General features: G+C 31.4%; 17 protein-coding genes. 16 read left to right on the top strand and 1 reads right to left on the bottom strand.

Features of this window, described 5'->3' with window-relative positions; genetic code table 11:
• Positions 1-60 precede the first annotated feature (60 nt).
• Positions 61-1,155, bottom strand: coding sequence for a redox-regulated ATPase YchF (ychF, locus tag HYG84_RS14495; protein ID WP_212378429.1), 1,095 nt, complete (start codon positions 1,153-1,155; stop codon positions 61-63).
• Positions 1,156-1,376: 221 nt separating this feature from the next.
• Between ychF and HYG84_RS14490 the strand changes: the two genes are divergently transcribed.
• From HYG84_RS14490 to murG, 16 genes are all read left to right on the top strand, one after another.
• The gene (locus HYG84_RS14490) at positions 1,377-1,970 is read left to right on the top strand and encodes a YhcN/YlaJ family sporulation lipoprotein (RefSeq protein ID WP_212378428.1); all 594 of its coding nucleotides are present in this window, start codon (positions 1,377-1,379) and stop codon (positions 1,968-1,970) included.
• Between the two features lie 97 nt (positions 1,971-2,067).
• Positions 2,068-3,222, top strand: coding sequence for a hypothetical protein (locus HYG84_RS14485; protein ID WP_212378427.1), 1,155 nt, complete (start codon positions 2,068-2,070; stop codon positions 3,220-3,222).
• A 20-nt stretch (positions 3,223-3,242) separates the two neighbouring features.
• On the top strand, positions 3,243-4,511 hold the full coding sequence (yfmF, locus tag HYG84_RS14480; protein ID WP_212378426.1) for an EF-P 5-aminopentanol modification-associated protein YfmF: 1,269 nt from the start codon (positions 3,243-3,245) through the stop codon (positions 4,509-4,511).
• A 13-nt stretch (positions 4,512-4,524) separates the two neighbouring features.
• On the top strand, positions 4,525-5,817 hold the full coding sequence (gene yfmH / locus HYG84_RS14475) for an EF-P 5-aminopentanol modification-associated protein YfmH (RefSeq protein ID WP_212378425.1): 1,293 nt from the start codon (positions 4,525-4,527) through the stop codon (positions 5,815-5,817).
• A 136-nt stretch (positions 5,818-5,953) separates the two neighbouring features.
• A complete protein-coding gene (lgt, locus tag HYG84_RS14470; RefSeq protein ID WP_212378424.1) occupies positions 5,954-6,688 on the top strand; it encodes a prolipoprotein diacylglyceryl transferase in 735 nt (244 codons plus the stop codon).
• Positions 6,689-6,941: 253 nt separating this feature from the next.
• The gene (locus tag HYG84_RS14465) at positions 6,942-7,091 is read left to right on the top strand and encodes an aspartyl-phosphate phosphatase Spo0E family protein (RefSeq protein ID WP_212378423.1); all 150 of its coding nucleotides are present in this window, start codon (positions 6,942-6,944) and stop codon (positions 7,089-7,091) included.
• A gap of 414 nt (positions 7,092-7,505) precedes the next feature.
• Complete coding sequence (gene mraZ / locus HYG84_RS14460; RefSeq protein ID WP_212378421.1) at positions 7,506-7,937, top strand: division/cell wall cluster transcriptional repressor MraZ; 432 nt, start codon at positions 7,506-7,508, stop codon at positions 7,935-7,937.
• A gap of 22 nt (positions 7,938-7,959) precedes the next feature.
• Positions 7,960-8,895 carry a 16S rRNA (cytosine(1402)-N(4))-methyltransferase RsmH gene (gene rsmH / locus HYG84_RS14455; protein ID WP_212378419.1) on the top strand — a complete coding sequence of 312 codons (936 nt, stop codon included), beginning with the start codon at positions 7,960-7,962 and terminating at the stop codon, positions 8,893-8,895.
• Between the two features lie 33 nt (positions 8,896-8,928).
• Positions 8,929-9,420, top strand: a complete 492-nt coding sequence (locus tag HYG84_RS14450) for a septum formation initiator family protein (protein WP_212378417.1) — start codon at positions 8,929-8,931, stop codon at positions 9,418-9,420.
• 14 nt (positions 9,421-9,434) lie between these two features.
• The gene (locus tag HYG84_RS14445; protein WP_212378415.1) at positions 9,435-11,603 is read left to right on the top strand and encodes a penicillin-binding protein; all 2,169 of its coding nucleotides are present in this window, start codon (positions 9,435-9,437) and stop codon (positions 11,601-11,603) included.
• A 140-nt stretch (positions 11,604-11,743) separates the two neighbouring features.
• The gene (locus HYG84_RS14440; protein ID WP_212378413.1) at positions 11,744-13,207 is read left to right on the top strand and encodes a UDP-N-acetylmuramoyl-L-alanyl-D-glutamate--2,6-diaminopimelate ligase; all 1,464 of its coding nucleotides are present in this window, start codon (positions 11,744-11,746) and stop codon (positions 13,205-13,207) included.
• On the top strand, positions 13,204-14,595 hold the full coding sequence (locus HYG84_RS14435; RefSeq protein ID WP_212378411.1) for a UDP-N-acetylmuramoyl-tripeptide--D-alanyl-D-alanine ligase: 1,392 nt from the start codon (positions 13,204-13,206) through the stop codon (positions 14,593-14,595). The genes HYG84_RS14440 and HYG84_RS14435 overlap by 4 nt, the downstream gene beginning before the upstream one ends.
• A gap of 4 nt (positions 14,596-14,599) precedes the next feature.
• Positions 14,600-15,598: a phospho-N-acetylmuramoyl-pentapeptide-transferase gene (mraY, locus tag HYG84_RS14430; RefSeq protein ID WP_212378409.1), complete on the top strand. Its 999-nt coding sequence runs from the start codon at positions 14,600-14,602 to the stop codon at positions 15,596-15,598.
• A 16-nt stretch (positions 15,599-15,614) separates the two neighbouring features.
• Positions 15,615-16,979: a UDP-N-acetylmuramoyl-L-alanine--D-glutamate ligase gene (gene murD, locus HYG84_RS14425; protein ID WP_212378407.1), complete on the top strand. Its 1,365-nt coding sequence runs from the start codon at positions 15,615-15,617 to the stop codon at positions 16,977-16,979.
• Between the two features lie 4 nt (positions 16,980-16,983).
• Positions 16,984-18,102 carry a putative lipid II flippase FtsW gene (gene ftsW / locus HYG84_RS14420; RefSeq protein ID WP_212378405.1) on the top strand — a complete coding sequence of 373 codons (1,119 nt, stop codon included), beginning with the start codon at positions 16,984-16,986 and terminating at the stop codon, positions 18,100-18,102.
• Between the two features lie 5 nt (positions 18,103-18,107).
• Positions 18,108-19,214, top strand: coding sequence for an undecaprenyldiphospho-muramoylpentapeptide beta-N-acetylglucosaminyltransferase (murG, locus tag HYG84_RS14415; protein ID WP_212378403.1), 1,107 nt, complete (start codon positions 18,108-18,110; stop codon positions 19,212-19,214).
• Positions 19,215-19,277: the final 63 nt, after the last annotated feature.

Below are 19,277 nucleotides of genomic sequence, written 5' to 3'. Positions count from 1 at the left end.
TTAAGCAAATTTAAAAAGCTAAAAAATAGATAAAAAGGAAGAGTCACAGACTCTTCCTTTTTACACATTAAATCTAAATAAAATAACGTCTCCATCCTGTACTACATATTCTTTGCCTTCAAGACGTACAAGCCCCTTTTCTTTAGCTGCTGTATGGCTACCGTGTTCTACTAAATCTTTAAAAGCTACTACTTCAGCACGAATAAATCCTCTCTCGAAATCTGTATGAATTTTACCTGCCGCTCCAGGTGCCTTAGTTCCTTTTTTAATAGTCCAAGCTCTTACTTCCTTTGGGCCTGCTGTTAAGTAGCTAATAAGACCTAAAAGTGAGTAAGATGCTTGTACTAGACGATCTAAACCTGATTGCTTTAATCCTAACTCTTCTAAAAACATTTGTTTTTCATCTTCATCTAGCTCTGCTATTTCTGCTTCTATTTTAGCACAAATAACAACTACTTCTGCTTCTTCGCCTTTAGCAAACTCTCTTAGTTTTTGTACATATGGATTATTTACTCCGTCCTCTGCAACTTCATTTTCAGAAACATTCGCTACGTATATAATAGGTTTTGTAGATAGTAGGTTAAATGTTTTAAGTATTTCAGTTTCATTCTCATCATACTCGAGAGCTCTAGCAGAGATCCCCTCTTCCAGAGCTACTGCAACCTTTTTTAGAAGTTCAAGCTCTGCTGCTAAATTTTTATCGCTTTTTAGTAGCTTTTCAGTTTTTTGAATTCTCTTTTCAACTACTTCTAAATCTGAAAAAATAAGTTCAAGATTTATTGTCTCTATATCTCTTAAAGGATCAACGTTTCCATCAACATGAGTAATATTTGAATCTTCAAAGCATCTAACTACGTGAACAATTGAAGCTACTTCCCGGATATGAGATAGAAACTTATTTCCTAGACCTTCTCCTTTACTAGCACCTCTTACAAGACCTGCAATATCATAAAATTCAATTGCAGCCGGCAGTACTCTTTCAGATTTATGCATATCTCTAAGAATATTTAATCTATAATCAGGTACTGATACAACTCCTACGTTGGGTTCTATAGTACAAAACGGATAGTTAGCAGATTCTGCTCCTGCCTGTGTAATTGCATTAAATAATGTACTTTTCCCAACATTAGGCAAACCAACAATGCCTAGTTTCATCTAAATCTTCCTCTCTATATATAAAATATAAAATTAAAATCTATAACAAAATGCACACAGATAAGATTATACATTATTCTACATTTGTTAGCAATAATATGTTTAAAGTAGTAGTATGCAAAAATATGAAAAAAAAACCATGTTAATCAATAGAAAATAGTGAAAAAAGTAGTTAAATAAAAAAACATCTAAGAGCAACAATATATATAGGAGGTGATATTTTGAAAAATAAAAATATGTTATTAGTAATTTGCATTGTACTCCTTGTATCAATAGCATCAATAGGATGTAGACCAGCTGAAAGACCAGTGCCCCGAACCGCTCCAAATCAACAAACTATAGACAGGAATAGAACTACAACTGGTACTAATCTTCCAAACACAAACGAAATGGCACCAGGAAACAGAATGGCACCAGAAAACAATAGAATGACTACAGACAATAGAATAGCTACAGATAATAGGACAACTACAGATAATAGAGTTTTATCTGATAGGGCTGATAAGATTGTAAAAGAAGTTACTAAATTAAAGGATGTTAAAAGTGCAACAGTAGTTATTACTGATAGTACTGCATTGGTTGGTATTAATTTGACATCAGGTACAAAGGGAAATTTAAATGCTCAAATTAAAAAAGAAGTAGAGGACGCAGTTAAAAAAGCTGATAGAAATATAGATAGGGTTTCTGTAACTGCAGACCCAGATTTATTTACAAGAATAGGAAATATAGCTAGAGATATAGGACAAGGCCGCCCAATAAGCGGGTTTGCTACAGAAGTAGAAGAAATTATCAGGAGAATAACCCCAGGTGCATAGATAGAATGAATAAAGGCGAAGATATTCTTCGTCTTTATTCATTTTTGACTACATATATTCATATTAAGAAGTATTTGATTTGGAAAGGGGGGTAAAGATGAGTATTTTTATCAGATCTTTTTTATTTATATTAATTACAATACTAAGTCTTCTTACAAATGGTACATTTGAGAGGATATTATATATGATTTTAGGAATTTTATTATATCTGATAATTAGTAAAGAAAAAAATAATAGATTTGGATATTATAAAAAAGCTATAAGTGGATTAATTATAGGATATTTGGTTGCAAATACTATTCTTATAGGTAGCAAATATGAAATTGCATATGAAAAGTTTAATAATAATATCGGTGATAATAAAACGGCAATTATATTATTGTTTGACATTGACCCACCAACATATAAACCATCAATTCTTATTAAAAACTTCAAAGATACTAATGCATTTCTTAAGTTTTATAAACTACCTTTTGATTTATATAAGCATAAGATTTTGATAGAAAAGCTTGGTAGGAATATAAATACATTTTATAGTGAACTAATGACCAAAAAGCTACAAGAAAATCTAGGGGAAGATTATGTAGTTTATAAAGGATATGTAAATCAAGCTCCTTATATAGAAGAAACCATACAACAAGCAATAAATAATGGGAACTCTCAAATTATTATTACACCCATTTCATTAGTAGGAACAAAAGATATAGAGCTACACCAGGGTATAGTTCAAGAGACTAAATTTCAAACTGAAGATGTGAAACTTAAATCTACTAACTATCTATGGGATAGTGAGTTAATAGCAAAATCATATTTAGAAAAAGTTAATTCGAGCATACAGGTTATGGATAAAAGTAGAGCTGGAATAATATTAATTGGAGAGATATTTAATAAAGAAACCTTAAATGAAACTTATATAAAGCAAGATGTTTTATTTAGAGAAAAAATAAGAAATTTACTAAAAAAAGATGGATATGATAATAATAAAATTAGATTAAGTTTTTTAAATAAAAGGTTAATTGAGGAAGAAATGGAAAGACTAATGGAATATGGTGTTGGGCAGATTATAATTGTACATATTTCAAATCAATCTCAAAAGAATTCTTCTTTAGAAATGGTACAAAATGTAATAAAATCCTTGGAAGCTCCACAAGATATAAAATTTATCCAGATATATGGGTGGACACCAGATGAATACATGCTTCAAGAATTATTAAAAAGAATAGAGCTTGCAAAATATAAGGATAATAAGTAATTACATTAGGAGGTATACAAATGAATAAAATTAAAAGTGAAGAAATTAAAAAAAATGTATGTTTACATACACTTAATGAAGATAAGTTTAAAACAAACCTAATTAATTTTTATTTCCAAAGACCCTTGATTAAGGAAGAGGTTACATACAATGCACTTTTACCAATGGTGTTACAGAGAGGTACTAATACATATAAAACTTCTAAGGATTTATCTAAGAAGCTAGAGGATTTATACGGTGCATATGTATTTGGTGATGTAGCTAAAAAGGGCGAGAGACAAATTATTAGATTTTCAATGTCTGTAGCTGATGAAAATTATATAGGAAAGGGCAATGTTTTACAGGAAGGTGTGGAGCTTGCCAATGATATTCTAATAAATCCTATTTTGGATAATGATTCATTTATAAAAAGTTATGTTAATCAAGAAAAGGAAAATTTAAAAAATCGCATAAATAGTCGTATCAACGATAAAATGAAATATGCAATAGATAGATGTATTGAGATAATGTGTAAAGATGAAAATTACGGTATTTATGAATATGGTAATGTATTGGATTTAGAGGATATAACCGCAGAAAGTCTGTATAATCACTATAAAAAAGTGATTACAACTAGCCCATTAGATATTATAGCCGTCGGAAATATGAAGCATAATGATATAAAAGAAATATTGCTAAATACGCTTAAAATAAATATTGATGAAATTGTTTATCTTGAAAACAAAATAGAAGAAGTAAAACATTTAAGAGTAAAGGAAATAAAAGAAAAAGCAGATATTAGCCAAGGCAAACTAACATTAGGGTATAGAACAAATATACCTTATTATGACACTTTATATCCTGCATTAATGCTATATTCGAGTATACTGGGTGGGGGGGCTCACTCTAAGCTTTTTATAAAAGTGAGAGAAGAAAATAGTCTTTGTTATTATATTTTTTCAAGAGTTGAAAAATACAAGTCTCTAATGTTGATTAGCAGTGGTATAGAGATAGAGAATTTCGAAATGACAAAGGATGTAATTGCTAGGCAGCTAATTGAAATGGAAAAAGGAAATATTACAGATCAGGAAATAGATTATGCTAAAAAGTCAATCATTAACTCAATAAGAGAATTTGGGGATAGCTCTAGTAGTTTAGCAGAGTATTTATATGGTCAAGTATTTAGTAATAATATTGAGCCTATAGAAGACTTAATTATAAAAATAGAGTCAGTTACAATAGATCAGATTGTAGAAGTTGCAAAGAAAATAAAGCTAGATACTATTTATTTTCTTACAAATGAAGCATAGGGAGGTATACTTTATGGAAATTATTAAACATAGAGGGAATTTAATTAAAGAGATAGTTTATGAAAAGAGATTAAATAATGGACTTAAAATATTTTATATGCCTAAAAAGGGATATACGAAACAATATGCTATGTTTGCTACTAACTTTGGATCTAATGACCTAAAGTTTAAAACAAACAAAGAAGATAATGTCTATGAGGTTCCTGAAGGTATTGCACATTTTTTAGAGCATAAGATGTTTGAAGAGCCTGAAGGTAATGCTTTTGATAAATTTGCCGCTAGGGGAGCTAATGTAAATGCATATACTAATTTTAATATTACTGCATATTACTTTACTTCAACTGATCATTTTTATGAAAACTTAAAGGACTTAATTTCTTTTGTTCAGTCTCCATATTTTACTAAGGAAAATGTGGAAAAAGAAAAGGGTATTATTGCACAAGAAATTAAAATGTATGATGATAACCCAGAATGGAAAGGATATTTCAATTTACTTAAATCTATGTATAAGGAACATACAGTAAAAAATGAGATTGCAGGAACTGTAGAAAGTGTAAATAAAATTACAGAAGAAGATTTATACAATTGCTACAATACATTTTACCATCCTAGCAACATGGCTGTATTTATAGTTGGAGATTTAGATAAAGATAAAGTGTTTCAAACTATAGAAAAATATTTTAAAGATAGTTCTAAAAATAAAGATCCAATTGATATAGACAGGTATTATCCAGCGGAAAGTATATCAATAGGCCAAGTACTAATGGAAGAGGAGATGTCTGTATCTACACCTTTATTTTATATTGGATATAAGGATATTGATTTAGATTTAAAGGGACGGAAACTTTTAGAGAAGGAGGTAGAATTAAGGCTTTTATTAGACATTCTATTTGGAAAGAGCTCAGAACTATTTGAAAGTTTATATGATAAAGGGCTAATTGATGATTCTTTTGGAGGAGAGTATTCAGGTGGTTTAAATTATGGACATACTATTATTGGTGGAGAGTCAAAGGATCCTAAGGAAGTATTAAAGATTACTAATAATTATATAGAGAAAAAAATAAAAGAAGGGCTTAATAAGGAGGACTTTCAGCGTATAAAGAAAAAGCAAATTGGAGAAAATCTTAGTTATTTTAACTCTATAGAATTCATTGGAAGCTCCTTTATATCATATTTTTTTAAGGATATAAATTTTATTGAATACATAGATGTTTTAAAAGAAACTTCTTTTGAAAAAGTTGAAGAAAGATTAAAAAATCACTTCTTAAAAGAAAGACAGGTTCTGTCGATAATAAAGGGATCCTAGTTGTATGAGTTATATATGGCATCCTTCCAATTTTAAAATATTACCGATTGCCTTTTCAATATTGGTCAAATGTAATATAATCTACTATATCGATTTTAAAATATGTTTATAGTAAATTATAGGAGAGGTGTTAAAAATGGATCCGATAGCTTTTAGAATTTTCGGAGTAGATATTGCCTGGTACGGTATTTTGATTTCTCTAGGTATATTGTTTGGAATCGCAGTAGCTACTTATCGTGCTAAAAAAGAGGGTTTATATAATGATGTTATAATGGATTTAGCACTTATAGCTGTACCGGCAGCAATTGTTGGAGCGAGGGCATATTATGTTATTTTCAGCTGGGATTATTATAGTAAAAATCCAAAAGAGATTATAAATACAAGAAATGGGGGTTTAGCTATACATGGCGCTATTATTGCGGGTGTATTAGTCGGGTATTTATTTTGTCGGTATAAAAAAATTGGGTTTTGGACTTTAGCTGATATATGCGCTCCAAGTATTATATTAGGGCAGGCAATTGGAAGATGGGGTAATTTTGTTAATCAGGAAGCTCATGGAGGACCTACAAACCTACCTTGGGGTATTGAAATAAATGGAGTTAAAGTGCATCCAACTTTTTTGTATGAATCATTATGGAATTTTGGAGTTTTTATATTTTTATTGTATTACTCTAAAAAGAAAAAGTATGAGGGGCAAATATTTATTCTGTATCTAATTTTATATTCTATTGCGAGATATTTTATAGAAGGTTTAAGGACTGATAGTTTAATGTTTGGACCGTTTAGAGTTGCTCAATTGATAAGTATAGTAAGCATTATAGGTGCCATTTTAATGGGTCAAATTTTAAGAAAGCGGAGAATAAGAGAATAGATTTATAAAGAATAATTATTTGATATTTATATAAAGCACAAAAAAACTCTATAATAATACAAAGTTATCCATAAAGAAAGATTTAGATTATTAAATCGAGAAATTAAGAGAAAAAAACAGAAAATATCAATAATATGAATATAAATCACCCTAATTTTATTTGACAAACTTTGATTATTTAACTAATATTTAATCATGACTAATCGTATAATGACATTGTTAAACATGAGAAAAGGAAAATTGGGGTGAAAACATGTTGAAAAATGAAATCGAGAGATTACAGGGGATGTTAAATGAAATGATTTTAAATAAGGTAGACAATAGCTTAATATATGATTTGAGTACTCAACTAGATGAATTGATAGTGAGTTACTATAAACAGATAAAATTAACTTCTAACTAAGTTACCTTAATAACTAGTTAAAGATAAAAACATGTTTTAAATATATAGAATTAACTATACTAAAAACCTAGATAGTTAATTACAAAATTTTAATAATAGTTATACTAATATATTAGATAGCTAATCATAGCTGCCATGGGAAACGGCAGCTTTTTATTTTTTTGAAAAACTAAATATCTTTTTATTAGGCTAACATATTAAAAAACTAGAGACTAACAATATTTTGAGCAATTAACAATTTAGACTAACTTTTACTTGTGACAGGAGTCGATGTGATAAAATATACGACTTTTTTTATTTTTTGCAATTTAATTTAATATATAGAAGGATTTTAGGAAAAATGATAGAATTAGTATGTAAAAGTGGTGCAGAGTGGTATGTAGTGGGTTAAAAGCCCATAAAGGTGGGATGAAAATGTTTATTGGGGAATATGGACATTCGGTAGATACTAAGGGAAGAGTGAGTATTCCAGCAAAATTTAGAGAAGAACTCGGTGAGCGTTTCATCCTTACAAAGGGATTGGATAATTGCTTATTTATTTATTCTATGGATGAGTGGAGTATATTAGAAAATAAACTAAAGCAATTACCATTAACAAATAGGGATGCAAGAGCATTTGTGAGATTCTTTTTTTCTGGAGCAACTGAATGTGAATTAGATAGTCAGGGAAGAATAAGAATCCCCACCAATTTAAGAGAACATGCTATTTTAGAAAAAGATGCAGTAATTATAGGAGTAGGTACAAGAATAGAAATTTGGAGCAATGTAGAATGGCAAGAATACAATAGTGATGAAAATTTAAGCTATGATGAGATAGCAAGTAAAATGGCAGAACTAGGTATTTAATATATATGATGAAGGTGATTAGATGGAATTTAAACATATATCAGTATTATTAGAAGAGTGCATAGAAAACTTAAATATAAAAGAAAATGGTATTTATGTAGATGGTACTCTGGGAGGTGCGGGTCATTCTAAGGAAATTGCAAAGCGTTTAGGACAAAATGGCTTATTAATTGGAATTGACCAGGATGAAAATGCGATTAAAGCAGCTTCTGAAAAACTGTCGAATATGATGGATAGAGTTAAATTAGTTAGAGATAATTTTAGTAATTTAAGTTGTGTATTAGAAAGCCTTGGAATGTTAGGATTTGATGGGCTCCTTCTTGATTTAGGCGTATCTTCCCATCAGCTAGACGAGGCTGAAAGAGGATTTTCTTATATGAATGATGCGCCGTTAGATATGCGAATGGACAACCGCAACATTTTAACAGCTAAAGACATTGTAAATAACTATTCTGAACAAGATCTTGAAGATGTAATCAAAAGTTATGGGGAAGAAAAATGGGCAAAACGTATAGCACAGTTTATTGTAAAGTTTAGAAATGATGAAGAGATAGTTACTACTCACCAGCTGGTAGATATTATTAAACGGGCAATCCCTAAGGGGGCTCGTATTGATGGACCACATCCAGCCAAGAGGACATTTCAGGCTATACGAATAGAAGTAAATGGGGAACTGGATATTATTAGAAATACTATAGAAGCAGCAGTTGAAAAACTTAATAAAGGTGGAAGGATCTGTATTATTACATTTCATTCTCTAGAAGATAGAATTGTAAAAAATGCTTTTAGAGCTCTTAGTAATCCTTGTACTTGTCCAACAGAGTTTCCTATTTGTCAATGTAATAAAAAACCTATGGTTAAAATAATTACACGTAAGCCAATATTACCTACAGATGAAGAACTAGAAATAAATCCAAGATCGAGAAGTGCTAAGTTACGTGTAATTGAAAAAATATAGTCCAGTTCTAAATTGGAGAGAGGATGAATAAAATTGGTATTAGCCCGAAAAGAATCTGCTTATATACATGAACAAGTAGAAGAAAAGCAACAGCCTAAAACTCGTAAAAACAAAAAGCTAAAGAAAAACTATAAATTCGAAAAATTTGTTATAGCTATTGCTCTTGCTACTGTATTTGCCTTTAGCATATTATTATTAACAAGATTCATGGCTATTACCGAAGTAAAGCATAGAGTTAATAGCTTGCAAAATCAGATAGAGAAATTAGAGACTGAAAAGGAAAAGTTGAGAGTAGAAGTTGAAAAGGTTTCAAAATCAGGATGGATTGAAAATGAAGCAAAAACCAGATTAGGAATGGATTACCCATCTTCAGACCAAATGATATATATTAATATCAATCCTACAAAGGTTGCAATGCTTACTAGCGAGATTAATAAAGCAAAGGATGATAATTTTGGTCAACAAGACGAAAATAAAAATTTGAGTAGTTTTTTTTCAAAACTAGTTAGCTATATAAGGATTTAAAGGGGGAAATTTATGTGTCACAACCTAGTATTTCTAGCAAAAGAAGACTTTTATTTATTTTCACAGCCGTATCTTTAGTTTTATTTGGACTTATAATACGACTAGGGTGGATACAGATAGTAAGAGGAGAAAAGTATAAGGATTTAGCCAATAAATATCAAACCAGGGATATTCCTATACCTGCAAAACGCGGAGTAATTTATGATAGAAATGGAAAAGAACTAGCAATAAGTGCCAGTACAAATACAGTATGGGTACATCCTAACGAAGTACAGGAACCTGAAAAAACAGCAGCAGTTTTATCGAGTATTTTAGAATTAGATGAAGAAACAGTATTGAAAAAAATAAAAACTAGCCAGTATATAGTAAAGATTGCTCCATATATCGATGATGAACGCGCAAAAGCGATTAGAGCAGAAAGACTAAAGGGTATTTCTGTTTCTGAAGATAATAAAAGGTTTTATCCTTATGGAAACTTTGCTGCATATATTCTTGGTCATACAACTGATGATAATAAGGGTATGTCTGGCATTGAGTTAGAGTATGAAAAATATCTAAGTGGTATACCAGGTAGATGGATTAAAAATACAGATGGAGCTGGTAGACAACTTTCTTTTAGTACAGAAAAGTATCACCAAGCAGAGAATGGTCTCAATGTGGTGTTGACAATAGACGAGGTTATACAGCACTTTGCAGAAAAGGCAGTTCAAAATGCATTAGAAGTTAATAAGGCGAAACGTGTGTCTGTAATTGTAACTGATGTTAAGACTGGTGAAGTGTTGGCAATGGCTGTTAAACCAGATTATGATCCTAACTCTCCAAGGACCCCATTAGATGAAGAATTAAAAAAACAAATTGAGACAATGGATCAAGAGAAGCAATTAGAAGCATGGTACGCTATGTGGAGGAATCCAGTAATAAATGATACCTATGAACCGGGATCTACGTTCAAGCTACTAACTACAGCTGCAGCTCTAGAAGAGGGAGTTGTCACACCGCAGAGTACATTTGTTGATAACGGATATATAATGGTGTCAGGACAGAGGATTAGATGTTGGAGATGGTATAATCCTCATGGGCATCAAACCTTAGTAGAGGCAGTACAAAACTCGTGTAATCCGGTATTTGTTGAGTTAGGACAGAAAATGGGAGTAGAAACATTTTATAATTATTTAGATGGATTTGGTGTATCAGATATTACAGGAATAGATTTGCCAGGAGAGAGAAAGTCTCTTATGTATTCTGTAAATAATGTGGGACCAGTGGAACTTGCAACAATTTCATTTGGTCAAAGTATTTCTGTAACACCAATACAGTTAGTTAATGCAGTAGCCGCTATTGCAAATGATGGAAAGTTAATGAAGCCTAGAATAGTCAAGGAGTTAACTGATGATGATGGTAATGTAGTTCATCGCTTTGAAGAAACAATGATTAGACAGGTTATTTCGGAAAAAACTTCTAAGATAATGAGAGAGATGATGGAAGCAGTTGTTGCTGATGGTTCTGGAAGTCATGCATATATTCCTGGATATAGGGTGGGAGGGAAAACTGGTACAGCACAAAAAGTTGTTGGAAAAGGTTATGCCCAAGGATTATATGTATCTTCATTTGTCGGAATAGCACCAGCTGATGATCCAAAGCTAGCTATATTAGCAATAGTTGACGAGCCACAGGGCTTTAGTACTTACGGAAGTACAACGGCAGCTCCAATAGTTAAAGAAGTATTGGAAGAGTCACTTAGGTATCTAGATATTAAGCCAAGATATACGGATAAAGAGGAAGAGGAGTTTGGTAGAGCAAAAGTAACAATACCTGAGGTTAGAAATATTACTGTTAAAGAAGCATCTAAAATATTACTTGACAATAATCTTCAATTTAGGACTGAACCAGAATATTATGCAGATGAAAATGCTATCGTTGTTGATATGTTCCCAAAGCCAGGGGCTAATGTACCAGAAAAATCTATTATTTTACTTTATACTAAACCAAATGAAAATATTCCTTCCACTGTAGAAGTTCCAGATTTAAAGGGTAAGACTATAAAGGAAGTTAATATAATTTTAAATAATTTGGGTCTAAAGCTAAAAATAAGTGGAAGTGGCTTAGCATCTAGTCAATATCCTGAGGTAGGTACAACGGTTGAAACAGGTACAATAATAAGTGTTGAATTCAAGCCCGAATAAGATCGATAACGGTGTATATGACATAATAATATTTTTAAAGTGGGCAACTAAAAATTAAAGAATTATACTTTAATTTTTAGTTGCCTTTTAAAAAGCACCATAACAGTTAATAATACCTAATAGTACTTGGAGGTGTCCAGATGCTCTTAAAAGAATTATTAAACAATATTGAAGTTATTAAAGTTAAAGGAAATATTGATATAGAGATTAGTGATGTTCATTTTGATTCACGATTAATAAAAAAAGACAATTTATTTATATGTATAGATGGTTTTAAAACTACTGGACATTTATATGTAAGAGATGCAATTAATAGAGGTGCTACAGCAATTATTACAGAAAAGGAAATTGAAACAGATGATGTAACTGTTATTCAAGTTGAAGATTCGAGAAAAGTAATGGCATTAATTGCAAATCGTTTTTACGAGGAACCTACAAAACAATTACCGGTAATAGGTATTACAGGTACAAATGGAAAAACTTCAATTACATATATGGTTAAAAGTATTTTGGAGTTTCATGGCAAAAACGTTGGTCTAATTGGTACTATATCAAACTGGATTGGAGATATAGAAAGGGAGGCTGTTCGAACTACGCCAGAAGCCTTAGACTTGCAAAAAATATTTGCTGAAATGATAAAAAAAGAAATAGATACATGTATAATGGAAGTTTCATCCCATGCTTTAGAATTAGGAAGGGTAGAAGGATGTACATACATTATAGGCGTATTCACTAACTTAACTCCAGATCACCTAGACTTTCATAGCAATATGGATAATTATAGAAATGCAAAGAAAAAGTTGTTTTATAAGACAACATTATGTAATATTATTAATGTCGATGATTTTCATGGAAAGATTATAGCAGATGAAATAAAAAAACTTAGAGTACCTTTACTTACCTTCGGTATTAAAGAAAAGGCTAATATTTATGCTACTAATATAAATGTAGATATTAAAGGCGTACATTTTGACATACATACACCAGTTGGGACAAGATCTATTTATGTTAAAATACCTGGTATATTTACTGTTTATAATATAATGCCAGCAATTGTAATCTGCTACATTCTTGGATTAAGCTTAGACGAAATATGTACTGGACTAAATGGTATGAAGGGTATACCAGGGCGATTTGAGATAATTGAAGAAATAAAGGATTTTGCAGTAATCGTAGATTATGCTCATACTCCAGACGCTCTTGAAAATATACTTCAATCTGCCAAGGAATTCGCTAAAAATCGCATAATTACAGTATTTGGATGTGGTGGAGATAGGGATATAACTAAAAGATCTGTAATGGGTGAAATATCTGGTAGACTTAGTGACTATAGCGTTATTACATCTGATAACCCAAGAACTGAAGATCCCTTAAAAATAATAGAAATGATTGAAGCAGGCATAAAAAAAGTAACAGATAAATATAAGGTTGTAGAGGATAGAAAATCTGCAATAGAATATGCCATGAAAATTGCAAAAAATAACGATATAATTATTATTGCAGGTAAGGGTCATGAAGTAACACAAACTATAGGTAAAGATGTGCTACCTTTCGATGATCGTAAGGTAGCAATAGAAATAGCTAGGAAGGAAGGACTAATATGATTGAACAAAGTATTGAAGCCATTGTGGAGGCATGTAATGGTGTTATAATTAATAAAGGTAATAAGGAGACAGTTAATAAAATATCTACAGATACTCGTACAATTGAAGCAGGTAGCATGTTTATTCCTTTAATAGGTGAAAATTTTGATGGACATATGTTTATTGAAGATGCCATAAAAAATGGATCCAGTGCCGTACTAATACAAGAAGGTAAGCTAGAAAATATAAGTATACCTAAGGATATAACTATTATACAAGTAAAGGATACTTTAGAAGCATTAATGAATATAGGGCGCTACTATCGTAACCTATTTAATATTCCATTTATAGGTGTTACAGGTAGTGTTGGAAAAACAACTACTAAGGACTTAATTAGTGGGGTTTTATCTGGTAAGTATAGTGTACATAAGAACATTGGTAATTTTAATAACCAGATTGGCCTACCTATGACGCTTTTAAATTTAGAAAATCACCATCAGATTTCTGTACTTGAAATGGGTATGTCATCCTATGGAGAAATATTAGATCTAGTTAATATTGTAAATCCACAAATTGGAGTAATAACAAATATTGGCGTTTCTCATATCGAACATTTTGGTAGTAAAGAGAATATTATGAAGGCTAAGATGGAGATAGCTACTAACCTAGTTAAGGGAAACTATTTGCTAGTTAATGGAGATGATGAACATTTAAAAAATATTGATAAAACTAATAAAGATTATGAAGTAATTTTTTATGGACTATCCTCTAGTAATGATTTTTACCCTATTAAGATTGAGGATTTAGGTGAGAGTGGAAGTAACTTTACAGTAAATATTGAAGGTAAGCCTATAACATTTAAAATAAAACAGCTTGGTTTACATAATGTATATAATGGATTAGCTGCAGTATGGATTGGTCTAAAATATGATATGACTGTAGAAGAAATACAAAGGGGATTAGACCACTTCGAACCATCTAAAATGAGGCTAGAAGTAATAGAGAAGGATAATATGAAAATTATTAATGATGCATATAATGCTAGTCCGGATTCTATGAAAGCAGCTTTAGATGTTTTACAAACCATGAAAGCTAATAGAAAGATTGCAGTATTAGGTAATATGTTTGAAATGGGAAGCTTTGCGGAAGAAGGACACAGAAGCGTGGGAGAGTATTTAGCTAGAAAGAAAATTGATATATTAATTACTGTTGGGGATATGGCCGATTGGATAGGTTTAGAAGCTAAGGAACATGGCCTAGATGAGCGGAAAATTTTTTCAGTGCCTAACAATACGGAAGCTATCAATATTCTAGAAAAGCATATAAATGAAAATGATGCAATTTTAGTAAAAGGTTCTAGAGGTATGACAATGGAGGAAATTGTAAGGTTTTTACAAGAGAGGAGATAATACAATGATGTTAGAACATAGACAGATTATATACACTATTATTATAGGATTTTTTGTTACCCTAATCTTGGGACCATTAATAATTCCATTTTTAAAGAAACTTAAAGTGGGTCAAACAGTAAGAGAAGAGGGGCCTAAAAGTCACTTACAAAAAACTGGAACCCCTACTATTGGAGGCATAATTATAATTGCATCTATATTAGTTACTTCCTTTACATCAGGCTTAATTAACAGAGATTTATTAGTTGCATTAGGAGCCACTGTGGCCTTTGGATTTATTGGATTTATTGATGACTTTATAAAGGTAGTATTAAAAAGGTCTTTAGGGCTAAGGGCATATCAAAAATTAAGTCTTCAAATCGTAGTTGCAATTTTTCTAGCAATATATCAATCTAGTATTTCTGTTATGGGAACTAAAATAATTGTCCCATTTATAAAAGGAAGCTTTACTTTTGGGAATATTGTTATACCTCAATACTTAGATTTAGGAATTTTATATATACCATTTATAGTCTTTGTAGTAGTAGCTACTGTAAACAGTGTAAATTTAACTGATGGTTTAGATGGATTAGCCTCTGGTGTAACTCTTATTATTGCAGCTTTCTTTGCTCTATTGGCTATGAACTGGGGCTATACTAGCCTAGCTATTTTTTCTGCTGCAGTAACCGGAGCATGTCTAGGTTTTTTAAAATTTAATTCTCATCCAGCTCAGGTTTTTATGGGAGATACAGGTTCATTAGCATTAGGGGGAGCAATTTCGGCTGTTGCCATACTTATGAATGTAGCTTTAATTATACCTATAGTAGGTGGTATATATTTTGCAGAAACTTTATCGGTTATTTTACAAGTAGTTTCATATAAACTGACAGGAAAACGTATATTTAAAATGACCCCATTGCACCATCATTATGAGCTTAGTGGATGGGCAGAAACTAAGGTAGTAATCGTGTTTTGGATTGTTACCGTTATTCTTTGCTTAGTAGGAGTATTGGCTTTAAATTAAGAAAGCAGGTGTATGTATGAATCTAAAGAGTAAAAATGTACTAGTTATTGGTTTAGCAGTTACAGGAGTACCATTGGTAAAGGCTTTGCGTCAGTTAGGTGCCAATGTAGTTGTAAATGACTTAAAAAAAGAAGAGGATTTAACAGACAGCATTAGCTTGTTGTCAGATCTAAATGTTAACTACATATTAGGAAAACATCCAGAAACTATAGAGTCATTAGGGCACCTAGACCTAGTAGTGGTTTCTCCAGGGGTACCATTAGATATACCATTTATAGATCAAATAAAAAACAAAAGAATAGAAATTATAGGTGAAATAGAATTGGCTTATAGGTTGTCTAAAGGACATATTGTAGCCATTACAGGAACCAATGGCAAAACAACTACTACTGCTTTGGTTGGAGAAATTTTTAAAAATGCTGGAAGAACTACTCATGTAGTTGGTAATATTGGTGTAGCTTTTATATCCAAGGCACTAGAAACAAATGAGGATGATGTAATTGTAATTGAGACCAGTAGTTTTCAATTAGAAAGCATAGTTGACTTCCAACCAGAGGTAGGGGCAATTCTTAATTTAACTCCAGATCATTTAAACCGACATAAAACTATGGAAAATTACCAAGACGCAAAATTCAATTTGTTTAAAAATCAAGTAGCTAACAATATTGCAGTAATAAACTATGATGATTTAACATTACGTGAGAGAAGTAAGACATTAAGCGCAACTAAAATTTATTTTAGTAGAAAGACACTATTAAAAGAAGGTATTTTTGTTGATAATCAAAAGATTGTATTCATAAAAGACGGAGAAAAAATAGATATTATTTCTATAGATGAAATATATATTCCAGGTAAGCATAATTTAGAAAATGCTTTAGCTGCTACTGCCATAGCTCTTTCTTTAAATGTGGATATAGAAGTTATTAAACATACTTTAAAGACATTTAAAGGAGTAGAACATAGAATAGAGCCTGTAGATATTATTAATGGAGTAAAGTTCATTAATGACTCCAAGGCTACTAACTCTGATGCGGCTATTAAAGCTTTAGAAGCTATAGATACTCCTATTCTATTATTGGCAGGTGGACTTGATAAAGGAACAGAGTTTGATGATTTTATCAATGCTTTTAATGGAAAGGTAAGGCATATGTTTGTATATGGAGAAACAGCCCAGACTTTATTGGAAACTGCTAAGAGACTAAACTTTGACTATGTAACTAGAGTTGAAAATTTAGGAGATGCAGTTAAAAGTGCTTACAATATATCAACTAATGGAGATACTATACTACTTTCTCCAGCATGTGCTAGCTGGGATATGTATGAAAACTTTGAAATGAGAGGAAAACATTTTAAAGAAATTGTTGCACAGTTAAGGAGGTAAAAGTATGGCTAGAAAACAGCCCCAAGACTTTATTCTACTTATTTCCGTATGTATGTTGGTTATAATTGGGATCATTATGGTGTTTAGTTCAAGTTATTCATATACTTTAGTGAATATGGACGATGGATATTTTTATTTAAAAAGAGTTTTAATATGGTCTACCGTTGGTACTTTTGCCATGATTTTTTTCTCTAGAATAAATTATTGGCATTGGTCTAAATATGCGAATCTTGCTTTTGTTGTGAGTATAATTCTTTTAATTGCAGTATTAACACCATTAGGTATCACAAGAAACTATGCACAAAGATGGCTTGGGGTAGGATCTCTTACATTTATGCCTTCGGATATAGCTAAACTTGCATCAGTAATATTTATATCAACTAGCATTAGTCGTAAAAAAGAAAAAATGCAAACTTTTTCACAAGGTATTCTGCCATACTTATTAATTATGGGACTATACTTTGGATTAATTTATGAACAGCCAGACTTTAGTACAGCCTTTGTAGTAGTTGTTATGATTTTTGCTATGGTCTTTGTGGGAGGCATTAAGTTCTCGCACTTTATGGCAATAGCTGCAACTGGAGTTACGGGATTAATTGCAATGCTTGCAGTTATTTTATTGACTGGAAAAGGATATAAAACCGATAGAATTACAGCTTTCATAGATCCATGGCAGGACCCAACAGATACTGGATTTCAAGTAATACAGTCCTTATTAGCCATAGGTACTGGTGGCATATTTGGTAGAGGTCTTGGTAGAAGCGTACAGAAGCATTTTTACTTGCCAGAGCCACAAAATGACTTTATATTTGCTATTATTGCAGAAGAACTAGGTTTCATTGGGGGGGCAACTGTTATTCTTTTATTTATGGTTTTAATATGGAGAGGAATAAAAATTGCTATGAGTGCACGAGATATACAAGGATGCGTTATGGCTACTGGTATTATTACTATGATTGCTGTACAGGTTATGATAAATATTGCAGTTGCAACATCATCTATGCCTGTTACAGGTATGGCTCTTCCTTTCATAAGTTACGGAGGAAGTTCTCTAGTTACTTTTATGGCGTCTATAGGAATTCTGCTAAACATATCTAAACATACTAACTTAGACAGGAGCTGAACAAGATGAGAGTGATTTTGAGTGGTGGGGGTACTGGTGGACATATTTATCCTGCAATATCTATTGCCAACAAAATTAAGGAAAAGCATCCAAATGCAGAAATATTATTTATTGGAACTGAGAAAGGTATGGAAAGTGATATTGTACCTAAGGCCGGCTATTCAATAAAGTTTGTTACCGTAAGTTATTTAAAAAGAAAAATTTCTCTTCACAATATAAAAAGTGCAGGTATGCTCTTTAAAGGTATATTAGAAGCAAGAAAGATAATAAAAGATTTTAGGCCAGATATTGTTATAGGAACAGGCGGATTTGTATGTGGTCCTGTTGTTTACATGGCATCTAAGCTAGGTATTAAGACAATAATACATGAGCAAAATGTATTTCCAGGTCTTACTAATCGGATTTTAGATAAGTATGTAGATAAAATTGCGCTTAGTTTTAGAGAGGCAGAAAAATACTTTAAAAGTAAGAACAAACTAGTAGTAACAGGAAACCCTATACGTGGAGAGTTTTTTAATGTTACAGAGGAAGAAGCAAAAAAAAAATATGGCATTAAGTCAAACTTGCCTAATGTACTTGTTGTAGGCGGTAGTGGTGGTGCTCTTAAAATAAACAATGCTGTAGTAGAGATGTTAAAGCTATATAAGCCTAAAAATTTTAATGTTATTTTAGTTACTGGTAAAAGATTATATAAAAATACAATTGAAAATATCAATAAAGAGGATTTAGCTAATAATCATGAAATACTTCCTTATATTAATGATATGCCTTATGCCCTAAAGGCCTGTGATTTGATTGTATGTAGCGCAGGTGCGATTACTATTGCAGAGGTTACAGCAGTAGGGAAGTCTGCTATACTTATTCCTAAAGCTCATACGGCTGAAAATCATCAAGAATATAATGCTAATGCTATGGGTAGTAAAGGAGCAGCTGTAGTTATTCGTGAAGACGAACTAAGTGGAGAAGTGTTAAATAGACAAATTGAAAAAATATTAAATAATAAGGACACCTTAAAGTCCATGGAAGCTGCAAGTAGAAAGGAAGGAATTACCGATGCTGCTGATCGTATATATAAGGAAATAGAAAGTCTTCTAAAAAACATTAATCATTAATAATGACACACCTTTAGAACTTTTGCATATGATGTTTATATATTTGTTTTTGATACATACTAT

Origin of the sequence: Alkaliphilus sp. B6464 (genome assembly GCF_018141165.1) — a bacterium.
In the GTDB taxonomy this organism is placed as follows: domain Bacteria; phylum Bacillota; class Clostridia; order Peptostreptococcales; family Natronincolaceae; genus Alkaliphilus_B.
This window is presented reverse-complemented; position numbering and strand designations above follow the sequence as displayed.